Raw genomic sequence first — 24,714 nt, forward strand, 5'->3', positions numbered from 1 at the left:
GGAATAGTGTTCTCCAATATGCAGAACACGCTATGTTGTCCGGACAATTAGCATGTCGGCCACAGAACTCCTGAGGTTGGACGGCCGCGTGGTCGTCGTCTCCGGCGCCGGCGGCGGAGGCATCGGCACCGCCGTGACCCGGATGGCCGCGGAAGCCGGAGCCACGGTCGTCGCCGTCAGTCGCTCACGGGAGAACCTCGACGCGCACGTCGCCCCGCTGGCCACCGCAGGCCTCGCCGTCGTCCCCGTCGCCGCGGACGCGTCGACCGACGACGGCATCGCGGCGATCATCGACGCGGTACGACGCACCGCCGGTGCGCTGCACGGCCTCGTGAACGTCGCCGGCGGCGCCGATCCCGACACCTGGATGCCCTCGACGCGGGTGAGCCGCGCCGATTGGCGGGAGCTCTTCAGCCGCAACCTGGAGACGGCGTTCTTCATGAGCCAGGCAGTCAGCCGGGAACTACGCGCGGCACGCCGTCCCGGGTCGATTGTCTCCGTGTCCTCGGTCAGCGGCATGAACACCGCGCCGTTTCACATCGCCTACGGCACAGCCAAGGCCGCCATCGTCGCGATGACCCGGACCATGGCCGTCGAGCTCGCGGCCGACGGCATCCGCGTCAACGCCGTCGCTCCCGGCGTCACGCAGACCGTCGCCTCGGCCACCTACGTCGATGACGACCCGGAACGCGATCGCGCGGCCATTGCCATGGGACGCCGCGGCACACCCGAAGAACAGGCGGGCGCAATCCTTTTCCTGCTGTCGGACCTGTCGAGTTACATCACGGGACAGACCCTGCTGGTCGACGGCGGCCTGAACCTCAAGTGGAGTCACCTCGGCGCGGACCACACCTCGCTGTTCCTCAAAGACGAGACCTTCCGCGCGACGATCAAGGAGATGTGATGGAGGAACTGTCACAGCCGACCACGATCGGCGTCGAAGCCTATGTCAGCCCCGAGTACGCGCGTGCCGAACGGGATCGGCTGTGGCGCAAGGTCTGGCAGCAGGTGGGACGCGTCGAGGAGCTGCCGGAGGTCGGCAGCTACCTGACCTACGACATCCTCGACGACTCGATCATCGTGGTGCGCACCGGACCCGACGAGTTCGCCGCCCACCACAACGTCTGTATGCACCGCGGACGCAGGCTGATCGACACCCCCGGCGGCGCGAAGAACGCCTGCGGGCGCAGCCACAAGAGCTTCGTGTGCGGATTCCACGGCTGGACCTACGGGCTCGACGGCGCCTGTACCCACATTCGCGAACAGGATGACTGGCAGGGGGCGCTGACCCCGGAGAACACGCACCTGGCGCCAGTGCGCGTCGACACGTGGGGCGGCTGGCTGTTCATCAACATGGACAGCGACTGTGAACCGTTGGCGGACTACCTCTTTCCCGCCGCGAAGATCCTCGACCCGTTCCGGCTGGACAACATGCGCTACAAGTGGCGCAAATGGCTGAACTTCGACTGCAATTGGAAAGTCGCGATGGAGGCCTTCAACGAGACCTACCACGTGTTCACCACTCATCCGGAATTCAACCGGTTCGGCGAGTTCAAGGGCTGGGCCAAAGCGCAGGGCCGGCACAGCAACATCGGCTACGACGCCCCCAAGGGCATGGACGAGACCAAGTCCAAGATCCGGCTGGGCATCGGCGACCCCCGCGTCTCAACCGCCGAAATGCAGGTCTACACCATGGAAGAGACCAATGCGACCACCACGCAGACGCTGGTGGAGGCCGCAAAACGTCTGGTTGACGAATTGCCGGAGGACACGCCTGCCGACAAGGTGCTCGAGCACTGGCTGTCCTCGGCGCGGCGCGACGACGCGGCGCGCGGCGTCATCTGGCCGACCATCCCCGCCGACGTCCTGGGCCAGAGCGGCACCGCATGGCAGATCTTCCCGAATTTCCAGATCGGTCAGGGCCTGACCAGCGCGCTGTGCTACACCGCGCGGCCGGACCCGAGCTATGACCCGAACAAGTGCATCTTCGAGGTCGCGGTGTTCGAGCTGTACCCGAAAGGGCAAGAGCCGCAGACCCAGTGGGAGTACACCCCGAAGGACAGCCCGAACTGGCTGTCGGTGCTGCCGCAGGACTTCTCGAACATGGCCGCGGTGCAGCAGGGCATGAAATCCGCCGGCTTTCCGGGCACCAAACCCAATCCCTACCGAGAGCGCAGCACCGTGAACCTGCACCACCAGCTGTCGAAGTACATGGGTACCGGCGAACCACAGGAGCTGCGATGACGTTGTTCGACACCTGCGGACCCACGCAGACGCCCGACGACGTCGACATCGACGCGATGCGCGAGAAGTACGCGCACGAGCGCGCGAAGCGCGTGCGGCCGGAGGGCTCGGCTCAATACCTGGAAGTCAAAGACGATTTCGCGGATTTCGCGGACGTGGATCCGCACACGCCGGTCGCGCCGCGCGCCGCGATCGATGCGGACCTCGAGGTGGCGATCCTGGGCGGCGGGATCGCCGGACTGCTGGCGGGCGCCTACCTGACCAAAGCCGGCGTCGAGGACATCCACGTCATCGAGGCCGGCGGCGACTTCGGCGGCGTGTGGTACTGGAACCGCTTCCCCGGAATCCAGTGCGACAACGACGCCTACTGCTACATCCCGCTGCTCGAAGAACTGGGCTTCATGCCGTCGAAGAAGTTCGCCGACGGCGCCGAAATCCTCGCGCACTGCCAGCACATCGGCAAGCACTTCGGGCTCTACGACGGTGCCCTCTTCTCAACCCAGGTGCGCACCGTGCGCTGGGATGAGGACATCAAGCGGTGGCGGCTGTCGACCAATCGTGGCGACGACATCCGGGCCCGTTTCGTGGTCATGACGCAGGGCTCGTACAACCGGCCGAAACTGCCGGGCATCCCTGGGATCAAAGACTTTCGAGGGCACGTCTTTCATTCCGCGCGTTGGGATTACCAGTACACCGGCGGAGACGCGAGCGGTGGGCTCGACAAGCTCGCCGACAAGCGCGTCGCCCTGGTCGGCACGGGCGCGACGGGAGTGCAGCTGGTCCCGCACCTCGCCCGGGATGCCCGGCACCTCTATGTCTTTCAGCGCACGCCCTCATCGGTGGACTTCCGCGGCAATCAACCCACCGATCCGGCGTGGGCGCAGTCGCTACAGCCCGGCTGGCAGACCGAACGCAAGCGGAACTTCCACCGGTGGTCACCCTTCGAAGGCGTGGTGTTCGATGCGCCGGACCAGGTCTGCGATTTCTGGACCGAGCTGGGCCGCAATCTCACGGCCCGCATCGCGGCGAGCCCCGACCCTACCGCCCTCGGCGTCGAACAGATCATGGCGATGCGCGAGGAAGAGGACTACAAGATCATGGAGCGGCTGCGCCGCCGCATCGCCGACGTCGTGGACGACCCCGGCACCGCGGAGGCGCTCAAGCCGTACTACCGATTCATGTGCAAGCGGCCGACGTCCAGCGACGAGTACCTGCCGAGTTTCAATCGGGCCAACGTCACGCTGGTCGACGTCTCGGCGTCGCAGGGCGTGGAGCGACTCACCCCGGCCGGAATCGTCGCCAATGGCGTTGAGTACGAGGTGGATTGCGTGATCTTCGCCAGTGGCTTCGAGATCTCCACCGAGATCAGCCGCCGCTACGCGATGGAGACGATCGAGGGCCGCGGCGGCGTGTCGCTGTTCGACCACTGGCGTGACAGCTACCAGACGCTCCATGGGATGACGAGCCGCGGCTTTCCCAACCAGTTCCACACCGGCTTCATCCAGGGCGGTGTGTCGGCCAACACCACCGCCATGTTCGAGCAGCAGGCCGAGCACATCGCCTACATCATCGCCGAGGCCATCAAGCGCGGCGCCGCGACCGTGGAGCCCAGCCAGGCCGGCCAGGACGCGTGGGTGGCCACCATCCGCGAACTCGCCTTTGACAACTCGGCCTTCGACAACAGTTGCACGCCTGGCTATTACAACAACGAGGGCCGCGGGTTCGGCGCCGCCACCCGATCCTTCCTGGGCGAGGTGTACACGCCCGGCTTCTACGCCTTCGACGACCTGCTGAAGGCCTGGCGCGACGCCGGCGACCTCGACGGCCTGGAGTTGGGAGACTAGATGCCCGACTCGAGATTCGAGGGTCGCGTCGCGATCGTCACCGGTGCGGGCCGGGGACTCGGGCGCGCATACGCCCGGTTACTGGCATCTCGCGGCGCGCGTGTGGTGATCAATGATTCCGGCGGTGCCCTGTCCGGCACCGGGGTCGACGCAGGCCCGGCCCATGACGTCGTACAGGAGATCGTCGCAGCCGGTGGCCAGGCCGTCGGCTGCACCGAGTCGGTGTCCACCCCGGACGGCGGTCAGGCAATCATCGACACCGCGCTGGGGCACTACGGACGGGTCGACGTCCTGATCCACAACGCCGGCAACGTCCGGCGGGCTCCGCTGCGGGAGATGACGTCCGACGATTTCGACGCGGTCCTCGATGTGCACCTACGCGGCGCCTTTCATGTCGTGCGAGCGGCATTTCCGGTGATGTGCGACGCGGGCTACGGCCGCGTCGTACTGACGTCGTCGATCGGCGGGCTATACGGCAACCACCAGGTGGCGAACTATGCAGCGGCAAAAGCCGGCGTCATCGGGCTGTCGAATGTCGTTGCCCTCGAAGGTGCTTCGGCGGGAGTCACCTGCAACGTCGTGGTCCCGGCGGCTGTCACCCGCATGGCCGAGGGCATCGACACCTCGGCCTATCCGCCGATGTCACCCGACCTCGTCGCACCTGTCGTCGGCTGGCTGGCCCACGAATCCTGTTCGGTCACCGGCGAAATCTTCGTCGCGTTGGCCGGCCGGGTGGCGCGTGTCGTGGTCACCGAAACACCCGGGGTGTACCGGCCGTCGTGGACCATCGAGGACGTGGCCGCGCAGTCGACCGCGATCCGCGATGCCGGTGATCCGGTCAACTTCCCCGTCGTCCCCGACGGACACGGCGATCACATCCGCTACAGCTTCGCGATGGCCGCTCATGGCTAGCGGGCCGCTGGCAGGAGTACGCGTCGTCGACCTCACCGCCATGGTCATGGGGCCCTACTGCACGCAGATCATGGCCGACATGGGCGCCGACGTCGTCAAAATCGAACCGCCGCAAGGGGATGACACCCGGTTCATCTCGGTGGGGCCGGCCCCCGGCATGAGCGGGGTGTTCGTCAACGTCAACCGCGGCAAGCGCAGCGTGGTGCTGGATCTGCGTACCGACGCCGGCAAAACGGCGCTGCGGGCCCTGTGCGAGACGGCCGACGTTTTCATCCATTCGATGCGGGCCAAAGCGATCGCCCGGCTGGGTTTCGGCTACGAGGATGTGGCCGCGCTCAATCCCCACATCGTCTACACCAACTGCTACGGCTATGGACGCCGCGGACCGAACCGCGACCGTCCCGCATACGACGACACCATTCAGGCCGAATGCGGGCTGCCTGCCGTCCAGGCACAGCTCACCGGACAGGCCGACTACGTCGGCACGATCATGGCGGACAAGATCGCCGGGTTGACCGCGCTCTACGCCACCACCATGGCGCTGTTCCACCGGGAGCGCACCGGGGAGGGACAGGAGGTCGAGGTCGCGATGTTCGAGACCATGGCCTCCTTCATGCTGGTCGAACATGCCAACGGCGCCATGTTCGACCCTCCCCTGGGTCCTGCCGTCTACCCGCGCACCGTGGCACCCAACCGCCGCCCCTATCGCACGAGCGACGGTGAGATCGCCGCGCTGATCTACAACGACCGGCATTGGAAGGCATTCATCGATGCCGTGCAACCGCCATGGGCCGGCGACCATTACGCCACGCTGGAACAACGCGCCCGCAACATCGACATCGTCTACGGGCTGGTGGCCGAGACCATGAAGGAACGGACCACCGACGAATGGCTGGCGCTGTTCCGTACGTTGGAGATTCCGGCCGCACCGCTGAACACCCCCGACGCCCTGTTCGACGACCCCCACCTCAATGCCGTGGGCCTGTTCGAAACGGTGGACACGCCGCACGGCCCGGTGCGCTTTCCGGGTGTGCCGACGTGGTTCTCCCGCACGCCCGGCCGGGTCGCAGGTCCGGCACCGTTGTTGGGCGCCGACACCGATGAGGTGTTGAGCGAACTGTGAGTATGAACTTCGAGATGGGCGCCGACGCCACGGCGTTGCGCCAGCAGCTCCGCGACCTCGTGAAAGAGCATGTGCCGGACGACTTCCTGGGCGCCTTCACCGACGATCCGGCGGATCTCGCAGTGGCACAGCGGTTCTGCCGCACCCTCGCCGAGCACGACCTGCTGTGCCTGGCCTGGCCGGAGGAGTTCGGCGGCCGCGGTGCCTCGGTGTGGGAACAGACCGTGGTGCGCGAGGAGATGTGGGCGCACCACGAACCGCGCGGGGCACAGTACATGGGCGTCAACTGGGTCGGGCCGATCATCATGCGCCACGGCACCCAACAGCAACGGCAGCAGCACCTGCCACTGATCGCGCGCGGCGAAGTGATCTGGTGCCAGGGTTTCTCCGAGCCCGAAGCCGGATCCGACCTCGCATCGCTGCGCACCACGGCACGTCCCGACGGCGACGGCTGGCGGATCACGGGTCAGAAGATCTGGACCTCCTACGCCACCATGGCACAGTGGTGCTTCCTGCTGGCCCGGACGTCCCGGCAGGAGAAGAAGCAGCGGGGGCTCACGATTTTCCTTGTGCCGATGGATGATCCGTCCATCCAGGTGCGGCCCATCCGCACCATGCTCGGCCCCCACCATCTCAATGAGGTGTTCATCGACGAGCTGCGTGTCAGCCGGGCCGATGTGCTCGGCACGGTGGATGAGGGCTGGTCGATCGTGCAGGATGTGATGTCGTTCGAGCGGGTCGGCATCGCCCGCTATGCGCGCTGTGAACGGTTGCTCGCCGCGGCGCCGACGGCTCTCGGCGACCGCTGGCGGTCACTACCCGACGAGTTGCGCAGCCGGTGGGTGCGCATGGTGACGCACTGCCGGCGGGCCCGCCTGATGGCCTACCGGGTGGTGGCGCTGCAGGCCGACGGACAGGTGCAGCCTGCCGATGCGGCGGCCTACCGCATCGCCGTCACCCGGCTGGATCAGGACAGTGCCGAGGTGCTGACCGATCTGGCCGCAGAGGTTACCGACGACACCCCGTACACGCGCTGGTTTCAGGCCGAAGTGGCCGACCACTGGCGCTATTCGCAGGCGTCGACGGTGTCGTCCGGCAGCATCGAGATGCAGCGAATCCTGCTGTCGCGCGCCCTGTTGGCGGCACGATGATCCTCGATCTCGGCGAACAGGCCAAAGAGTTCGGCCGACAGGCACTTCGGGCCTTCGAAGCGGCCGGCGGCGACGCGCTCGTGCAGCAGGCGGAGGCCAAGCCGGATACCCGTGCCGAGCTCGCCGACGGCGTGCTCCGCGAGCTGGGCACCTGGGACCTGAGCCCGCGATCCGACGCCGACGAACTCGAAGCCGCGGCCGCGCTCTGCCGCAGCGCCGGGTACTGGGCGCTGCCCTATCCGGTGGCCGAAACCCTCTCCCGGCCCGACGATCTCGAGGTCGGCGGCTTGTCGGTGGTGGCCGACGTCAACCCCGCCGCCCCGGTCGCCGGACTCGACGGCCGGTGGGCGGCCGTCACCGTCGCCGGCATCCGCAGCGAGGTGGCCGGACACGGACCGGCCGCACCGGCGTTCGTGGCTCCCCTCGAGCTGTCGGCTGTCGACGACCGCGGCGCGGCAGATGTGGCGCTCGCCTTGATGCTGCCGTGCTGGACCCTGCTGGGCATGCTCGACCGCGCGCTGGAGCTGACCATCGCGCATGTCACGATGCGCAAGCAGTTCGGTGCGCCCCTGTCGTCATTCCAGGGTGTGCAGTTCCAGCTGACCGAAGCCGAGGTGGAACGCAGTGGACTGGACATCCTCGCCAAGCACGCACTGTGGAGCGTCGGGACTTGCCGGTCAGAAGCACTGAATGACGCCCTGGCGCTTCGGATGTCGGCCATCGAAGCCGCCGATGTCGTGTTCCGGGTCTGCCATCAGCTGCACGGCGCCGTCGGCTTCTGTGACGAGACCACCCTGTCGTGGCTGTCGCGCTACAGCCAACCGCTGCGCCGCCTGCCGCTCGGACTGTCTGCGACGAAAGCGGAACTGACGCGGAGGATGTCATGACCGCCGACTTCCGCGACCATGTCCGCCGTTGGTGCGACGAGTATGTCCCCCGGGACTGGCGGCGGACCCAGACCGGCGTCACAGAAGCCGAATTCGTCAGGTTCCAGAAGGCGTGGTTCGCCGAGCTGCATGCCGCGGGCTTCGCTGTCCCGCACTGGCCCCGCGAGTGGGGCGGCGGCATGAGCGTCGCCGACCAGATCGTGCTGTACCAGGAGCTGGCCGCGCACGACGCACCGCGGCTGGTGCTGGCGTTCGTCGGCATCCACCACGCCGCGGCCACCTTGCTGGCGGCGGGCACCGAAGCGCAACGGCGGCGCCATCTTCCGGCGATTCTCGACGGCGAAATCTGGGTGCAGGGATTCTCCGAGCCCGAGGCAGGCTCCGATCTGGCGAGCCTTCGGACCTCGGCCCGCCGATCCGGCGACTCGTACGTCGTCAACGGCCAGAAGCTGTGGGCCAGTGGCGGCGCGCATGCCGACTGGTGCCTGCTGTTGGCCCGCACCGATCCCAATGCCCCGAAACGCAAGGGCATCTCGTACTTCCTGCTCGACATGCGCAGCCCGGGCGTGGACGTCCGGCCGATCCGCAACGCGATGGGCGACTCGCACTTCTGCGAAATCTTCCTGACCGACGTGGTCATTCCGGCGGCCAATCTCGTCGGCCCGGAGAACGCCGGCTGGCAGGTGGCCCAGTCGACGCTGGGCGCAGAGCGTGGTCTGACGATGCTGGAGCTGTCGGAGCGCCTGTTCCACAACGGCTTTCGCCGCCTCGTCGAGTCCTGCGCCGCCGAGGATCCGGTGATCGCCGACCGGCTCGCCCAGTTCGAGATCGAGATCACCGGGCTGCGTGGTCTGTGCCGCCGGCTGGTGGAGAACGCAGAAGAAGGAACCGTGGGACCGGCCGGCGCGTCGATCGTCAAACTCTTCTACAGTGAACTGCTGCAACGCCTCACCGATTTCGGCGTCGAGGCCGGCGGCCTCGACGCCCACACCGACCTGGCGAAACCGATGTCGAGCGGCTGGGAATCGGGTTCGTGGCTGCTGGACTTCATCGGCTCGTGGGAGTGGACCATTCCCGGCGGGGCAAGCGAGATTCAGCGCACCATCATCGGCGAACGGGGCCTCGGGCTGCCGCGGGAACTGAGTGCGCCGTGACCGAATTCACCGAATTCCATGACGAACTGCGGTCGGTGGCCGGCGAGCTGCTGGCCAAAGGCCGCGACGTCGAGTGGCCGGCCGTCGTCGAGGCCGGCTGGGCGGAGCTGGAGGTACCGGAGGAGTTCGGCGGCGCTGGCGCGACGTTCGCCGAAGTCGCCGTCATCTGCGCGGAGATGGGCCGGGCGGCCAGTGCCACCGCCTACCTCGGCAGCGCGGTGCTGACCGTCGGCGCGCTGAACATGCTGGCGCCCAGCGCGCTTCGCGACGAGCTGTTGACCGGCGTGGCTGCCGGCAGCATCCGACTCGCCGTGGCGATCGATTCGTGCGACTTCGTACCCGATGCTGACGGCGCCGACCGCATCCTGCGCGTCACCGACAGTGGCGTCTGCATCGCCGACTCACGTGCTGTGCCCCGACCCGTGCTCGATGAGACGCGTCGGCTGGCGAACGTAACCACTGACGGCCGGCGCGCCGAAACCTTGCGCTACGCGGACGCTTCTGCAGACCCGGTCGGGCGCCTGCGGGACCGCGCGGCCGTGGCGGTTGCCGCCGACAGCCTCGGTATCGCCGAAGCGATGCTCGCCGCGACGGTGGACTACGCCAAGGTACGCCATCAATTCGGCCGGCCGATCGGCTCGTTCCAGGCCGTCAAACATGCCTGCGCGGACATGCTCGTCCAGGTCGAGGTGGCGCGCCAACTCGTCAGCGCGGCAGTCGAATCCGTGGTGCAGGGCCGGGCGGATTCCGTCCCGTCGATGGCCAAGGCGTACGCCTGCAGTGCGGCCGTCGATGTCGCGGGCAAGGCCATGCAGCTCCACGGCGGCATCGGCTACACGTGGGAAAGCGGCATCCACGTCTACCTCAAACGCGCTGCGCTCAACCGTTCATTGTTCGGCTCCCCTGCGGCACATCGCAGACAACTGGCCAAGCGCTACCGATAAAGGAGTTTTGAGATGGGTGTACCGGTCTACAAGAGGATTCTCGACCTGTTCGAGGCCGAGGGCGTCAACACGTTGTTCGGCATCCCGGACCCGAACTTCGTGCACATGTTCACCGAAGCCGAGGCCCGCGGCTGGTCCGTCGTGGCGCCACACCACGAATTGAGCGCCGGCTTCATGGCCGAGGCCGCCTCGCGGATGACGGGGAAACCGGGTCTGTGCATCGGCACACTCGGTCCGGGCGTCGCGAACATCGCGGGCGCGATGATGTGTGCACTGGTCGAGAACTCGCCGGTCATCTTCCTGGGCGGCCAGCGTGCCCGCATCACCGAACGCCGGGTGCGCCGCGGACGGATCCAATTCGTCCAGCAAGAAGGACTTTTCGCGCCGTCGGTGAAGTACAGCAGCTCCATCGAATACGCCGATCAGACCGACGAGATCATCCACGAGGCAATCCGCCGGGCGATGTCGGGCACCCCGGGACCGGCCTACGTCGAGTTCCCATCGCATGTCATCCTCGACGAACTCGAGGTGGCAGACGCACCGAGCCCCGCGTCCTACCGCCTTGTCAACCAGGGCGCGGGCGCGCGTGAGGTCGCCGACGCCGCGAAGCTCATCCGGGAGGCCGCGAGCCCGATCCTGCTGGTCGGTCACGGCGTGCACACCTCGCGCACCCAGCGGGAGGTCAAGGAACTCGCCGAGCTGATGAACTGCCCCGTCATCCAAACCTCCGGCGGCACGTCCTTCATCCCCGGCCTGCAGGACCGGACGTTCCCGTACCTGTTCTCGCCGGCCGCGAACCAGGCCGTCGAGGAATCCGATCTGTGCGTCGCGCTGGGCACCGAACTCGGTGAACCCATGCACTACGGCCGGACCCAGCACTGGGCGGCGGGCAACGCCGATCGCAAATGGGTTTACATCGAACAGGATCCGACGGCCATCGGCGTCAATCGCTCGTTCGACGTGGCGCTGGTCGGCGACCTGCGCGGAGTCGTCCCGCAGCTCGTCGAGGCCCTGCGCGACACCCCGCGGGAACCGTCGGCCAACCTCGAGGCCCTGATCGCGTCCGACGCCGCCGAACTCGCGGGGCTCGCCGAGCGCGCGCCGACCGGACGGGCGCCCATCCACTCTGCACGTTATGTCGTCGAGGCGACCAAGGCGTTCAACGAGCTCGATGACGGCATCCTGGTGCGCGACGGTGGCGCGACCGTGATCTTCCAGTGGACCTATTCCCAGTCCAAGCCGCGCGACGTCATCTGGAATCAGAACTTCGGCCACCTGGGCACCGGTCTCCCCTACGCGGTCGGCGCCTCGATCGCCGAGGGCCGCCAACGGCCGGTCATGCTACTGACGAGCGACTCGGCGTTCCTGTTCCACATCGCGGAGTTGGAAACCGCTGCGCGCGAGGGCCTTCCACTGGTATGTGTAGTTGGTGTCGACCATCAGTGGGGCCTGGAGGTCGGCGTCTACAAGCGGACCTTCGCACAGCCGTCGCCGCAACCCGGAGTGCACTGGAGCAAGGACGTCCGGATGGACAAGATCGCCGAGGGCTTCGGCTGCCACGGCGAGTACGTTGAGAAAGAAGACGAGATCGGCCCGGCCATTGCGCGTGCCTACGCCAGCGGCAAGGTCGGAGTGGTGCATGTGTGCATAGACCCGAAGGCAAACTCTGAGGAGATGCCCAAGTACGACCGATTCCGCACCTGGTACGCCGAGGGCACACAGTAAAGGAGAGGCAATGCGCGAGTATCTGCAGTTCTATATCGACGGACAGTGGGTCGACCCGGTCGGGCTGTCGCCACTGGACGTCGAGAACCCCGCCACCGAAGAGGTTGCGGGCCGCATTGCCCTGGGTTCGGCGGCAGACGTGGACAAGGCGGTCGCGGCCGCACGTCGTGCGTTCGGGTCGTGGTCGCAGACCAGCCGCGAAGAACGCCTCGACCTGCTGCAGGCGATCAGCGCCGAATATCTCAGGCGCCAAGGCGATCTCGCCGCGGCCGTGAGCGAGGAGATCGGTGCCCCGCCGGCACTGGCCGCAGGTGCGCAGGTGCAGCTCGGCATCGGACATCTGATGACCGCCATCGAGGTGCTCAAGAATTTCGAGTTCTCGCGTCAGCTCGGCAAGACGCTGGTGACGAGCGAACCGATCGGTGTCTGCGGCCTCATCACGCCATGGAACTGGCCGCTCAACCAGATCGCCGTCAAGGTGTTCCCCGCGTTGGCGACCGGCTGCACCGTGGTCCTCAAGCCGTCGGAGGTCGCCCCGTTCTCGGCGCAGATCTTCACCGAGGTCATCGACGCCGCGGGAGTGCCCGCCGGCGTGTACAACCTGGTCTACGGCGACGGAGCCGGTGTGGGAGCGGCCATTTCGAGCCATCCCGGCATCGACATGGTGTCCTTCACCGGCTCGACCCGGGCCGGAATCGAGGTCGCAAGGTCCGCGGCGCCGACCGTCAAGCGGGTCAGCCAGGAGCTCGGCGGTAAGAGCCCGAACATCGTGCTGGACGACGACGCCTTCGCCACCAGCGTCGCGGCCGGCGTTTCGGCGATGATGCCGAACTCGGGCCAGAGCTGCAATGCGCCGTCACGCATGTTGGTGCCGAACTCCCGGATGGCCGAAGCCATTTCGATCGCCGCGGAGACCATCGACAGTGTGCAGGTCGCCGACGTCGACAACCCGAGAGCCATCGGGCCGGTCGCCTCGCGCGCCCAGTTCGAGCGCATCCAGGGCCTCATCGCCAAGGGGGTCGCCGGCGGCGCCAAGCTGGTCGCCGGTGGCGAGGGACGTCCTGATGGCGTGGACCGCGGATTCTACGTCCGCCCAACGGTATTCGCCGATGTCACGAACGACATGACCATTGCCCGCGAGGAGATCTTCGGACCGGTGCTGTGCATGCTCGGATACGACGATATCGATGACGCCGTCGACATCGCCAACGACACCGAATACGGCCTGGCCGGCTATGTTTCGGGCGCCGACATCGACGCCGCCCGTGCGGTGGCCCGCAGAATCCGGGCCGGCTGGATTTCGATCAACCATGCCTTCGACATGAACGCGCCGTTCGGCGGCTACAAGCACAGCGGCAACGGCCGCGAGTGGGGCGAGGCGGGTTTCCACGAGTACGTGGAGACCAAGAGCGTCCTCGGCCACGGCTGACATTCCGATCCGAAGAAGGGGCCGCCGGCAATATCGCCGGCGGCCCCTTCTTCGTCTCGAGTTGCGCAGTTCGCCCGGAGTTACACCGTGACGAGCCGGGCGAGATTGCCGCCCATGATCTTTGCCTGATCGTCGACCGGCAGGTGCTGCAGCGCGGTCACGTAGTGCGTCGGCTCGGCCAGACCCTCGGGGTGCGGCCAGTCGGATCCGTAGAGCACCTGGTCGACACCGACCAGGTTGATCAGGTCGTCGATGCCCTCCTCGTAGAAGGGGCTGACGTGAATGCGGTTCTTGATCTCCTCCATGGGATTTCCGAGGAAGGACTCCGGGGCCTTCTTATAGACCTCGGCCATCTGATCGAGCAACGGGAACATCCATTTCGACCCCGCCTCGACGATGCCGACCTTCAGCTTCGGGTGGCGGAACAGCGCGCCGTGGATCACCCACGAAGCCACCGCATCCTGGATCGGGCGCCATTCGTTGAGGATGGCCATTGCGTTGGTCTGGAACGGCAGCATCTCCTGTGCCGCGCCGTCCCACTCGGACGTGTAGCGGGAGTAGCCGCTGTCGGAGGAGTGCATCCCGATGAAGACGTCGTACTCGACGCACTTCTGCCAGAACGGATCGAACTCGGGCAGCGCGAACGACCGGGGACCACGGAAACCGGGCACCGGCGCCGGCCGGATCAGGATGGCGCGCGCACCACGCTTGACGCACCACTCCAGCTCCTCGATGGCCTCCTCCACGATGGGGAGGGTGATCACCGGCGTGGTGAAGATCCGGTTCTTGTAGTTGAACCCCCACACTTCGTCGAGCCACTGGTTGAGCGAGTGGATGAGGACGTGGATGGCGACCGGGTCGTCACGCAGCCGCTCTTCGATCAAGCTGGCAAGCGTCGGGAACATCAGTGTGCGATCGAGGCCCAGTTGGTCCATGAGCTCGAGCCGCGGAGCGGGCTCGAAGAACGCCGGGATGGCCTTCATCGGCTCACCGAAGAGCTCGCGCCGGGTCTTGCCCTCGGGGTTGCCGTACTTGAAGTACTCCTCCCAGGCACCGGGCCGGGCCACCACGGAGAACGTGGGGTTCGGGATGTAGTTGCTGATCTGGCCTCGGATCGCGATCTTGGTGCGGCCGTTGACCTCGACGTACTGGACGACGTCCTTGTACTCCTTGGGCAGGTACTTGGTCAGTGCCTCGGGCGGCTCGTAGAGATGGTTGTCCGCGTCGAACAGCGGAAACGGAATATCGACCCGATGCGACAGTTGTCCCATGAAATTCTCCTTCGCGATTCATGAGAATCTTATTCTCATATGGCGCGAACACGCAATCACTTCACCGTGGTTACTGGTCGGAGGCCTAGTTGTCGGCGGCCGGATCGAGCTTGCGCAGGTACCGGTCGAAGTAGGCGAGAATCTCGTCGTGGCCGACGGAGACCCCGAGCGCGGCCTCCATCGTCAGAAGCTGTGACATCCCCACGATCAAGGAGATCGCGACGATCGGCGGCAGCTCATCGGCATCGACGCCGTGTTGCGCGAGGACCGAGCCGACCAACTCCGCCTGCCCTTCGAGGAATTGCTGTGCGGCGCCGGCGATCTCGGACCCGAGTTCCTTGCGATGGTTGGCCAGTGCGGCATATTCCATGATGAGCGCGGTATCGCGGTTCTCGATGAGGAAGGTCCACAGCGCCCGCAACGGGTTCGGCGCCAACAGGATCATCGACTGGGCCGCCAGCCCCTGCTCGGTCCGGCGCCGGAAGGCGGCCAGGAACAGGTCGTCCATGGTGCGGAAGTAGTAGTGGACGAGTTGCGGCTTGAGACCGGCTCTTTCGGCGACCCGGCGGGAGGTCACCGCGGCGTAGCCCTCGTCGAGCATCAGCGCCTCGGCGGCATCCAGTAGGGCCCCGCGGTTCTTCGCCTCGGGTCCGCCGATCCTTCGTTCCGATGCCATGCCGTCACAGTCCGTTCTCGATCGCTGCCGCGCCGATCGTAATTGTCCACATCCCGCCGTGTGACCTTGACCACGCCACAATCCAGATGCTAAGCAAGTGCCCAGCACTTTGGTTGCAAATCGATGCCTGGAGGCCAGCCCACACATGACGAACTTCGACGAGGTCGACTACTACACCGACCAGTCACTCGTAGCCGACCCGCACCCGTACTTCGATCACCTGCGCAGCAAGTGTCCGGTGACGCGGGAGAACCACTACGGTGTCGTGGCCGTCACCGGCTGGGAAGAGGCCAACGCGGTCTACAAGGACGCCGACTCGTTCTCCGCATGCGTGGCGGTGACCGGGCCGTTCACCCCGCTGCCGTTCACGCCCGAAGGCGACGACATCTGCGCCCAGCTCGCCGAGCATCGCACCGCCATCCCGATGTTCGAGCACATGATCACCATGGATCCGCCGGAGCACACGCGCGCCCGCTCGCTGCTGTCCCGGCTCCTGACGCCCAAGCGCCTCAAGGAGAACGAGGACTTCATGTGGCGGCTCGCCGACCGCCACATCGACGAGTTCATCGCAGACGGCAAGTGCGAGTTTCTGGCCGCCTATGCGCGGCCATTCTCGCTGCTCGTCGTCGCCGATCTCCTCGGCGTCCCCGAAGAGGACCACGAGGAGTTCCGTGAGGCGTTCGGCGCCGAGCGCCCCGGCAGTCGTGTCGGCGCGCTCGACCACGAACCGCTGGCGTCGAACCCGCTGGAATGGGCCGACGAGAAGGTCGGTCAGTACCTCGAAGACCGGCGCAGCCATCCGCGCGACGACGTGCTGACCTCCCTTGCCACGGCGAAGTACGAAGACGGATCCACTCCGGAGATCAGCGACGTCGTCAAGACCGCGACGTTCCTCTTCGGCGCCGGACAGGAGACGACGGCCAAGCTGCTCACCGCCGCGATGCGCTTCCTCGGCGAGCAACCCGAGTTGCAGCAGCGGCTGCGCGAGGATCGCAGCCGGATTCCGAACTTCGTCGAGGAATGCCTGCGCATGGAAAGCCCGGTCAAGACATTGCACCGGTTGGCGCGCAAGTCTACGAAGGTCGGCGACATGGACGCCCCGGCCGGCACCATCGTCATGATCAGCCCGGGCGCGGTCAACCGTGATCCGCGCCGGTTCGAGCAGCCGCACGAATTCCAGTTGGACCGCAAGAACGTTCGCGAACACCTGGCCTTCAGCCGCGGCGTGCACTCGTGCCCTGGTGCCCCACTGGCCCGCGTCGAAGGCCGGGTGTCACTGGAGCGGATCCTGGACCGCCTGGGTGACATCCAGCTCGACGAGACCGCGCACGGCGCCGACGGCGACCGGCACTACAACTACGAGCCGACGTTCGTCCTGCGCGGCGTCACCGATCTGCACATCAACTTCACCCCATTGGCCGCCAGGGCCTGAGCCTGCGGCGACGGCGGCGACACCGCGAATGTGCGTACAGATCAAGAAATGCGGCCGGAAGGCGATCTGTGCGCACCGTCGGGGTGGCCGCCGCCCACCGCCTGCCAGTGGCATGTTCGATCTGGAGACGTCAACTTTCCCTAACGGCCAAGGAAAGTTGACGTCTCCAATTCGCAAGTGCCACAAGAGGACCGGTGCGGGCCTAGGTGACCGCCCCGGCCGACTTGAGCTCGATGATCCGGTCCCAGTCCAACCCGAGTTCCAGCAGGATCTCCTCGGTCTGCTCGGCGAAGCCCGGCGCCGGGCCGGTCTGCGGCGGGGCCACGTCGAATTGCACTGGGTTGGCGACCAATTCGAGCTCGCCCGCCTGCACCAGGTAGTCGTTCGCCCGGACCTGCGCGTCGTCGGCAGCCTGCAGCGTGTCCTGGACCGGGGCCCACGGGCCGGAGAGGGTGGCGAATCGCTCTCGCCACTCCGCCAGCGTCTTGGTCGCCATCGCCTTGCTCAGAATCTCCACGGCCGCCGTGGTGTTGGACGCGATGACCTGCGCCGTCGCGAAGCGCGGATCGTCGATGTACTGATCCAGTTCCATGTGCCGGCACACGTCGGCCCAGAACTTCGTCGGCTGCATCATGACCAGCGAGATGATGTGCCCGTCAGCCGTTTCATAAAGGCCCACAAGAGGATTGATGGGCGAACCGTGCACGCCCGGGGGCGGCGCCTGCATCAACTGGCCGAGGTGGGACGTCAATGCGATGGTGTGGCCCATCGACCACAGTCCGCTGCCCAGCAGCGAGACGTCGACGATCGACGGCTCACCGGTGCGCTCGCGCTTGAACAGAGCGGCGGCTATGCCGCCGGCCAGGTTGGTCCCGGAAATGGTGTCGCCGTAGGCCGGTCCCGGCGGCCCGATCATGCCGGGCGTACCCGGCGGCGTGATCGTCGCGGCAGTACCGGCCCGGCACCAGAATGCCGTCATGTCGTAGCCGCCCTTTTCGGACTCCGCCCCGCGCGGGCCGAGCGCGCTACCGCGCGCGTAGATGATCGCCGGGTTGACGGCCCGGATGTCGTCGACGTCGATGCCGAACTTCCGGCGATGACCGGGCAGGAAACTCGTCAGGAAGACATCGGCGCGCCGCGCCAGTTCCAGCAGGACCTCGCGCCCCTCGGGAACCGACATGTCGAGCCCGATGCTCCGCTTACCGCGGTTGGCGTGCTCGATGTTGGGATTGGGGTCGCCCTCGACGCGCAACACGCCGGTCTGGCGCAGGCCGCGCTGCGGGTCGCCCGTCACGGCATGCTCGACCTTGATCACGTCGGCACCCCACTCGCCGAGCACCGCGCCACCGGACGGCACGAAGCCGTACATCGCGACCTCCAGGACTCGGACACCATCCAAGGGCCCCATCCGACCTCCTCTGTTGGGAAAGCTCATTCTTCAATTTCGGTAATCCTACTCGCACAGCACGTCTTTTCCGATGGGTATCCGACATCCAGGCCGACCGCCGCCTGGCGACCCGCGGCGGCGGACCGGACAGTCCGCGCAGGTCGACTCCCCTATCGGCGGTTCTATTGCGGGATGCCAAACGCGGAGAGTATCGTTCTCAAAATCGGAAGGGAGATTTCTCAAGGTGATCTACATCGGTAGCCAGTCGTGAAGAATGCCGTCGTTACCGGAGGTGGGTCCGGCATCGGTCGCGCCATCGTGGCACGCCTGCGGGCCGATGGCCTGAACGTCGCGACCCTTGATCTCAACCCGTCGGACGACGACGACTTCGGCTTCACGGCCGATGTCACCGACCGCACTCAGGTCGATGCCGCGCTCGACGGCATCCGCGCGAAGCTCGGGCCGATCACCGTGCTGGTCAATTCCGCCGGGCTCGAGAAGTTCAAGCGGTTCACCGACCTCGAATTCGCGGACTGGCAGCGCGTCATCGACGTCAACCTCAACGGTGTCTTCCACTGCATCCAGGCGGTGCTGCCGGACATGCTGGACGCGGGCTGGGGTCGCATCGTCAACATCTCGTCGTCGAGCACCCACTCCGGGCAGCCGTACATGTCGCCGTACGTCGCCGCCAAGTCGGCCGTCAACGGACTGACGAAATCGCTTGCGCTGGAGTACGGGCCCGCGGGCATCACGGTGAACGCGGTCCCGCCCGGTTTCATCGACACTCCCATGCTGCGCAAGTCCGAGGAGCGCGGATACCTCAGGGTCCAGCAGAGCATCGACGCGACACCGGTGCGGCGCATCGGCCGCCCCGAGGACATCGCGGCCGCATGTGCGTTCTTGATCTCAGAAGAAGCCGGTTACATCACCGGGCAGATCCTTGGCGTCAACGGCGGACGAAACACCTAGCAAGGGAGAGCTTTTCAATGACTTCAGTGGGACGGGTAGCGGGCAAGGTCGCCTTCATCACCGGCGCGGCACGCGGCCAGGGCCGCAGCCACGCAGTCCGGCTGGCCGAAGAGGGCGCCGACATCATCGCCGTCGACCTGTGTGAAGACATCGAGTCCATCGGATACCCGATGGCCACGCCCGAGGATCTCGACGAGACCAGGAACCTCGTGGAGAAGACCGGTCAGCGCATCGTCACCGCCCATGCCGACGTCCGCGAGGTGACGCAGCTGCGGACGGCGCTCGAGGCCGGCCTGTCCGAGTTCGGCAAGGTCGACATCGTCCTCGCGCAGGCGGGCGTCGCGGGCATGAAAAGCGATATCCCGCTGCAGGCCTGGATCGACACCATCAACACCAACCTGATCGGCACCATCAACGCCATCCAGGTGTGTCTGCCCCATCTGCGGGAGGGCGCCGCGATCGTCGCCACCGGCTCCACGGCCGCTCTGATGGACACCCATCTGAAGATGGACCCCGGCAACGACATCGGCGGCTTCGCCTACATGACGTCGAAACGCCTTCTGTCCCAATACGCACACGATCTCGCCACCGAGCTGTCGCCACGCGGTATCCGTCTCAACGTGGTGCACCCGACCAACGTCAACACCGCGATGTTGCAGAGCCCGCCGATGTACAAGTCGTTCCGACCGGACCTGCCGAATCCGACGCGCGAGGACGCCGAGCCGGTCTTCGGTGTCCAGCAGGCCATGAAGGTCAACTTCGTCGAACCCGAGGACATCAGCAACGCCATCCTGTGGCTGGTCTCGGACGAGGCTCGCTACATCACCGGCACCCAGTTGCGAGTCGACGCCGGCGGCTACCTCAAGTGGTACGACTACCACGTCTGATCGGGAGTGACAGTGAAGGTTTGGGTTGACGGGCAGCGCTGCCAGGGACACACGTTGTGCGCGATGATCGCGCCGGATGCGTTCGTACTCAACGACATCGACGGTACGTCGTCACCGGTTCACGACGTCGTGGCGCCGGGGCTCGAAGACGCGGTCCGCGAGGCTGCGCAGTCCTGCCCCGAACAGGCCATCACGATCGAAGAGTAGCGGAAGCCAGACCGCACATGAGACCAGCAGGGAGACAGGAACTTTGAGCGTCCAAGACGAGCGCAAGAAGGACACCTTCCACTTCGACAGGCACACCCCGGAATACCGGCTGCAGTTCGAGCAGATCACCGAGGAGATGCAGGCACAGTGCCCGGTGGCCTGGACGGACACCTACAACGGTCACTGGGTCGCCGCCGACAGCAAGCATGTCTTCGAGTTGGCGCGCTGCCCCGCCGTGTCCAACCACCACGACGTCAGCGGAGATACGCCGTTCCAGGGCATCACCATTCCGAAGGCGAGCCGCGCCAGCGCCGTCCGGGGCGGCATCCTCGAGATGGACGAGCCCGAACACAGCACCTACCGCGGTGCGCTGAACCCCTATCTCTCCCCCGCCGCGATCAAGCGCTGGGAGCCGTTCGTCGACGAGATCACCCGCGCCGCATTGGATGAACACATCGAGTCGGGCCGCATCGACTTCGTCGAGCATCTCGCCAACGTGGTGCCCGCCGTGTTCACACTGGCGATGATGGGCATCGAGCTGAAGAAGTGGAACGTCTACAGCGAGCCCACCCACGCGTCGGTGTACACCCCCGAGCACGCGCCCGAACGCGAGAAGATCAACGAACAGCACCGCGCGATGGGCATCGACATCATCAACAACATGATGGAGATCCGGCAGCATCCGCGGCCCGGGCTGGTGAATGCGATGCTGCAGTTGCGGATCGACGGCGAACCGGCGCCCGACCTGGAAATCCTGGGCAATCTGGGGCTCATCATCGGCGGCGGCTTCGACACCACGACCGCGCTCACCGCCCATGCCCTGGAATGGCTCGGGGAACACCCCGACGAGCGGGCACGACTCAGCCGCGACCGGGCCACTCTGCTCAATCCCGCCACCGAGGAGTTCCTCCGCTTCTTCACCCCCGCCCCCGGCGACGGCCGCACGTTCTCCGACGACGTCGAGGTCGAAGGTCATCGGTTCAAGCGGTACGAGCGGCTGTGGCTGTCGTGGGCGATGGCGAACCGCGACCCCGCGGTGTTCGAAAAGCCCAACGAGCTGATCATGGACCGGAAAGGCAACCGGCACTTCAGCTTCGGCATCGGCGTGCACCGCTGCGTCGGATCCAACGTGGCCCGCACGGTGTTCAAGTCAATGCTGACGGCGGTCCTGGACCGGATGCCCGACTACGTGTGCGACCCCGAGGGCACGGTGCACTACGACAGCATCGGCGTCATCCAGGGCATGCGAAATCTGCCGGCGCACTTCACCCCGGGCAAGCGCCTGGGCCCCGGCCTGGACGAGACGCTGGAGAAGTTGCAGCACATCTGTAACGAGCAGGAGCTGGCCCGCCCCATCACCGAGCGCAAGGAAGCGGCCGTCATCTAGGCCCGTCGTCTAGGTTTGGACTTGACCCTCACGCGACGTGAGGCACCAACCTGATCGATGTGACGCAGGAGATGCCGGTGGACGGACTCACCGTGGGCGAAGTCGCGCAGCGCTTCGGCATCACGGTCCGGACGCTCCACCACTATGACGAAATCGGGTTGTTGACCCCGAGCCGGCGCGGCGCCTCGGGGTACCGGGTGTACACGCCGACCGATCTGACGCGCTTGTCGCAGATCATCGTCTACCGCAGGCTCGAATTCCCTCTCGAGGAGATCGCGAGCCTGCTGGATGAGGGCGACGAGGTCAGCCACCTGATTCGGCAGCGCGAACGCGTCATGACCCAACTCGACGAGATGAAAGCACTCGTCGAGGCCATCGATCAGGCATTGGAGAAGGCGATGACGAACACCCCCATGACGGACGACGACATGCGCGAGCTCTTCGGGGACGGGTTCGACGACTATCAGGCGGAAGCCGAGGAGAAGTGGGGCGAAACGCCGGAGTGGAAGGAATCGCAGCGCCGGGCGAAGTCCTACGGCAAAGAGGACTGGGTACAGATCAAGGCCGAGGGCGAGGCCGTCGAGAAGGCGTTGTCCGATGCTTTTCGCGCCGGGCTCCCGCCCGACTCGGTCGAGGCGATGGATGCGGCCGAGCAGCACCGGCGCCACGTGAACCGGTGGTTCTACGACTGCCCGCCGGCCTTCCACCGCAATCTGGGCGACATGTATGTCAGCGACCCGCGGTACGTCGCGACCTACGACGAATCATTCGGGCTCCCAGGCCTTGCGGCCTACTGCCGCGCGGCCATCCACGCGAACGCGGACCGAACCGGCAACTGACCGGTTCGGCCCGCGCCGGCGTCAGCGGGCTCGCGGCAGGCCCAGCACGTGCTGGGCGATGATGTTGCGCTGAATTTCGGAGGTGCCGCCGGCGATGGTGCCGCCGAAACTGCGGGCATAGCGTTCGAACCAGCTGACGAAGTAGTGGTCGAGGTTCATGTGCTCATACCGCCCCGACGTCGCGGGGTGGTTGAGCCCCTCGATTCCCGCCGCGGACAACGCATTTTCGAGTGCGGTGCGCTCGGCCTCCGACCCCAGGAGTTTGAGCACCGACACCGACTGGGTGTCCATCTCGCCGCGCGAGGCCCGGGCCAGCGCCGCGGATCCCATGGCGCGCAGGGCGTGGTAATCCATGATGGTCGTGGCGTACTGGTCGCGCTCGAGTGCCGTGCGCGGCCGGAAGTCCGCGATCATGTTGGCGATCCGGTCGGCGAAACCCAGCCACATCATGGTGCGTTCGTGACCGAGTGAGCCGTTCGCGACACCCCAGCCACCGTTGAGCGGACCGACCAGGTTCTCCGCGGGAACCCTTGCGTCCGTGAAGAACACCTCGTTGAAGTCCAGGTTCTCTTCACTGCACAGGTCCGCGAACGGACGGCACACCACGCCGGGTGTATCGGTCGGGATGATGAGCACACTGATGCCCTTGTGCTTTGGCGCATCCGGGTCGGTGCGGACGAACGTCAGCAGGAAGTCGGCGTCATGTGCGCCCGACGTCCAGACCTTCTGACCGTTGACGACGAAATGGTCACCATCGCGCACCGCGCGGGTGCGCAATGACGCCAAATCGGACCCGGCGCTGGGTTCGCTCATGCCGAGCGACGCGGTCTTCTCGCCCCGGAGCACCGGCACCGCCCAGCGATGCTTCTGCTCCTCGGTGCCGAACGTGAGCAGCGATGCCGCAATGATGTTCACGCCCTGTGGGTTGAAGCTGTGGTAAATCCGGCGGCGGCACAGCTCATCGAGATGGACGAACTGCTGCACCACGGTGGCGTTGCGGCCGCCGAACTCCGGCGGCTGGGCGGGCAGCAGCCAGCCGTTGTCGAACAGCAGCCGTTGCCAGTCACGCGCCCACTGCGGCATGTGCGACACCGACCGGGGCCGCTCCAAAGTGTCTGTCTCCGTGGGCAGATGCTCGTCGAGGAACGCCGCGAACTCGGCGCGGAATGCTTCGACGTCGGCGTCATACGAGAGTTGCACGGTACTCCTCTGCGATCATCGCGCGGTGTTCTGCGGCGCCGCCGAGCATCAGTTCGCCGGCCTTGGCGCGCTTGAGCGCGAACTGCAGGTCGTTCTCCCAGGTGAATCCCATGGCGCCGAACGACTGCAGCCCCTGCCGGAACACCAGGGCCTGGCACTCTCCCGCCGATGCCTTGGCCATCGCTGCGGCCAGGCGCCGGCGCGGGTCGTCGACGCTGATGGTCAGCGCGGCGAAATAGGACAGCGCCCGGGCCCGCTCGATGGCGACGTGCATGTCAGCCGCCTTGTGCTGGATGGCCTGGAATGAGCCGATCGGGACACCGAACTGATGGCGTTCCTTCACGTACTCCAACACCAGGTCGAGGATGCGCTGGCACGCTCCGACCATGGTGATCGCCATGCCGGTCAGTGCGACGTGACGGGCCCGTCCGGCGTCGGTGCCGAGGCGTGCCGAATCGGGTACTCGAACCCCCTCGAACGACAGGTCCGCGATGTGCAGCACCGGGTCGAACACCAGGTCCCGCCGGACCCTCACCGCCCGTGCGTCGACGAGGAAGACGCCGGCCGCGGTCACCACGGCGACGCTTTCGGCGCGGTCGCCGTCGAGCACGTAACGCGCGGTCCCGTCCAGCGCCCAGCCGCTGCCGTCCCGGCGCGCCGAAACTCCTTGGTAGACAGCGGCACCCGCGTGCTGCGGATCGAATCGGTCGCCGGCCAGCGGCGCGAACTGGGTCATCGTGGCCAGGAACGGCGTCGGGTCCGTCGCGCGGCCCAGTTCCTCGAGCACGATCGCCAATTCGACGGCGTTATCCGGGTCGGCCATCTCGGTCCAACCGGCATCGACCCACGTTCCCCAGAGCGGAGCCGGGTCGGCGTCCCTCTCTGCAATGTCCCGAATCAGGGTGGCTGGACACTGCTTGGTGACGGCGTCGCGGACCGTCTCCTGCCATAACCGCTGATCAGCGTCGAACTCCAAAAGCATGCAGCGCCTCCTACGGCTAAATTCGGTCGCGAAGTGAGAATAGCATTCTCTTTTGAGGTAATTA

General features: G+C 66.4%; 22 protein-coding genes. 17 read left to right on the plus strand and 5 right to left on the minus strand.

The features are described 5' to 3' along the window. Positions 1–52: 52 nt before the first annotated feature. The 11 genes from H289_RS0119730 to H289_RS0119780 are packed head-to-tail and all read left to right on the plus strand — an operon-like array spanning position 53 to position 13,413. On the plus strand, positions 53–904 hold the full coding sequence (locus tag H289_RS0119730) for an SDR family NAD(P)-dependent oxidoreductase (protein ID WP_020102543.1): 852 nt from the start codon (positions 53–55) through the stop codon (positions 902–904). After that, a complete protein-coding gene (locus H289_RS0119735) occupies positions 904–2,244 on the plus strand; it encodes an aromatic ring-hydroxylating oxygenase subunit alpha (RefSeq protein WP_020102544.1) in 1,341 nt (446 codons plus the stop codon). The genes H289_RS0119730 and H289_RS0119735 overlap by 1 nt, the downstream gene beginning before the upstream one ends. Then, on the plus strand, positions 2,241–4,088 hold the full coding sequence (locus H289_RS0119740; RefSeq protein WP_020102545.1) for a flavin-containing monooxygenase: 1,848 nt from the start codon (positions 2,241–2,243) through the stop codon (positions 4,086–4,088). Before H289_RS0119735 ends, H289_RS0119740 begins: the two co-directional genes overlap by 4 nt. Beyond that, the gene (locus tag H289_RS0119745) at positions 4,089–5,000 is read left to right on the plus strand and encodes an SDR family NAD(P)-dependent oxidoreductase (protein WP_020102546.1); all 912 of its coding nucleotides are present in this window, start codon (positions 4,089–4,091) and stop codon (positions 4,998–5,000) included. After that, positions 4,993–6,123 (plus strand): CaiB/BaiF CoA transferase family protein, encoded by a 1,131-nt coding sequence (locus H289_RS0119750; protein WP_036420921.1) that lies wholly within the window; start codon positions 4,993–4,995, stop codon positions 6,121–6,123. The genes H289_RS0119745 and H289_RS0119750 overlap by 8 nt, the downstream gene beginning before the upstream one ends. 2 nt (positions 6,124–6,125) lie before the next feature. Next, positions 6,126–7,274 carry an acyl-CoA dehydrogenase family protein gene (locus tag H289_RS0119755; protein WP_020102548.1) on the plus strand — a complete coding sequence of 383 codons (1,149 nt, stop codon included), beginning with the start codon at positions 6,126–6,128 and terminating at the stop codon, positions 7,272–7,274. Further along, complete coding sequence (locus tag H289_RS0119760; protein ID WP_020102549.1) at positions 7,271–8,161, plus strand: acyl-CoA dehydrogenase family protein; 891 nt, start codon at positions 7,271–7,273, stop codon at positions 8,159–8,161. The genes H289_RS0119755 and H289_RS0119760 overlap by 4 nt, the downstream gene beginning before the upstream one ends. Then, positions 8,158–9,315, plus strand: a complete 1,158-nt coding sequence (locus H289_RS0119765; RefSeq protein ID WP_020102550.1) for an acyl-CoA dehydrogenase family protein — start codon at positions 8,158–8,160, stop codon at positions 9,313–9,315. The genes H289_RS0119760 and H289_RS0119765 overlap by 4 nt, the downstream gene beginning before the upstream one ends. Then, a complete protein-coding gene (locus tag H289_RS0119770; protein WP_020102551.1) occupies positions 9,312–10,259 on the plus strand; it encodes an acyl-CoA dehydrogenase family protein in 948 nt (315 codons plus the stop codon). The genes H289_RS0119765 and H289_RS0119770 overlap by 4 nt, the downstream gene beginning before the upstream one ends. A 12-nt stretch (positions 10,260–10,271) precedes the next feature. Then, entirely contained in the window at positions 10,272–11,984 is a 1,713-nt protein-coding gene (locus H289_RS0119775; protein WP_020102552.1) for a thiamine pyrophosphate-binding protein, read from the plus strand. A gap of 10 nt (positions 11,985–11,994) precedes the next feature. After that, positions 11,995–13,413 carry an aldehyde dehydrogenase family protein gene (locus H289_RS0119780; RefSeq protein WP_020102553.1) on the plus strand — a complete coding sequence of 473 codons (1,419 nt, stop codon included), beginning with the start codon at positions 11,995–11,997 and terminating at the stop codon, positions 13,411–13,413. 80 nt (positions 13,414–13,493) lie between these two features. On the opposite strand, the gene H289_RS0119785 is transcribed toward H289_RS0119780, so the two are convergent. Both H289_RS0119785 and H289_RS0119790 read right to left on the minus strand, forming a co-directional pair. Then, positions 13,494–14,684, minus strand: a complete 1,191-nt coding sequence (locus H289_RS0119785) for an amidohydrolase family protein (protein ID WP_020102554.1) — start codon at positions 14,682–14,684, stop codon at positions 13,494–13,496. An 85-nt stretch (positions 14,685–14,769) separates the two neighbouring features. Continuing rightward, on the minus strand, positions 14,770–15,360 hold the full coding sequence (locus H289_RS0119790; RefSeq protein ID WP_020102555.1) for a TetR/AcrR family transcriptional regulator: 591 nt from the start codon (positions 15,358–15,360) through the stop codon (positions 14,770–14,772). A 145-nt stretch (positions 15,361–15,505) separates the two neighbouring features. Here H289_RS0119790 and H289_RS0119795 point away from each other — a divergent pair, with 145 nt between their 5' ends. After that, a complete protein-coding gene (locus H289_RS0119795) occupies positions 15,506–16,792 on the plus strand; it encodes a cytochrome P450 (protein WP_020102556.1) in 1,287 nt (428 codons plus the stop codon). Between the two features lie 202 nt (positions 16,793–16,994). Here H289_RS0119795 and H289_RS0119800 read toward each other — a convergent pair whose 3' ends face one another. Continuing rightward, positions 16,995–18,200: a CaiB/BaiF CoA transferase family protein gene (locus tag H289_RS0119800; RefSeq protein ID WP_020102557.1), complete on the minus strand. Its 1,206-nt coding sequence runs from the start codon at positions 18,198–18,200 to the stop codon at positions 16,995–16,997. 246 nt (positions 18,201–18,446) lie between these two features. Between H289_RS0119800 and H289_RS0119805 the strand changes: the two genes are divergently transcribed. The 5 genes from H289_RS0119805 to H289_RS0119825 all read left to right on the plus strand — a co-directional run bounded on the left by H289_RS0119805 (position 18,447) and on the right by H289_RS0119825 (position 22,468). Beyond that, entirely contained in the window at positions 18,447–19,148 is a 702-nt protein-coding gene (locus tag H289_RS0119805; RefSeq protein ID WP_020102558.1) for an SDR family NAD(P)-dependent oxidoreductase, read from the plus strand. A 26-nt stretch (positions 19,149–19,174) separates the two neighbouring features. Then, a complete protein-coding gene (locus H289_RS0119810) occupies positions 19,175–20,035 on the plus strand; it encodes a mycofactocin-coupled SDR family oxidoreductase (RefSeq protein ID WP_020102559.1) in 861 nt (286 codons plus the stop codon). Positions 20,036–20,047: 12 nt separating this feature from the next. After that, entirely contained in the window at positions 20,048–20,242 is a 195-nt protein-coding gene (locus tag H289_RS0119815) for a ferredoxin (RefSeq protein ID WP_029105477.1), read from the plus strand. 43 nt (positions 20,243–20,285) lie between these two features. Beyond that, complete coding sequence (locus H289_RS0119820; protein WP_020102561.1) at positions 20,286–21,629, plus strand: cytochrome P450; 1,344 nt, start codon at positions 20,286–20,288, stop codon at positions 21,627–21,629. 77 nt (positions 21,630–21,706) lie between these two features. After that, positions 21,707–22,468 carry a MerR family transcriptional regulator gene (locus H289_RS0119825; protein WP_029105478.1) on the plus strand — a complete coding sequence of 254 codons (762 nt, stop codon included), beginning with the start codon at positions 21,707–21,709 and terminating at the stop codon, positions 22,466–22,468. A gap of 21 nt (positions 22,469–22,489) precedes the next feature. Here the strand turns inward: H289_RS0119825 and H289_RS0119830 are convergent, their stop codons facing one another. Beyond that, positions 22,490–23,668 carry an acyl-CoA dehydrogenase family protein gene (locus H289_RS0119830; RefSeq protein ID WP_020102563.1) on the minus strand — a complete coding sequence of 393 codons (1,179 nt, stop codon included), beginning with the start codon at positions 23,666–23,668 and terminating at the stop codon, positions 22,490–22,492. Beyond that, a complete protein-coding gene (locus H289_RS0119835; protein WP_020102564.1) occupies positions 23,652–24,650 on the minus strand; it encodes an acyl-CoA dehydrogenase family protein in 999 nt (332 codons plus the stop codon). The genes H289_RS0119830 and H289_RS0119835 overlap by 17 nt, the downstream gene beginning before the upstream one ends. Positions 24,651–24,714 lie beyond the last annotated feature (64 nt).

Origin of the sequence: Mycobacterium sp. 360MFTsu5.1, assembly GCF_000383495.1 — a bacterium.
GTDB classification, from domain to species: Bacteria; Actinomycetota; Actinomycetes; order Mycobacteriales; family Mycobacteriaceae; genus Mycobacterium; species Mycobacterium mucogenicum_B.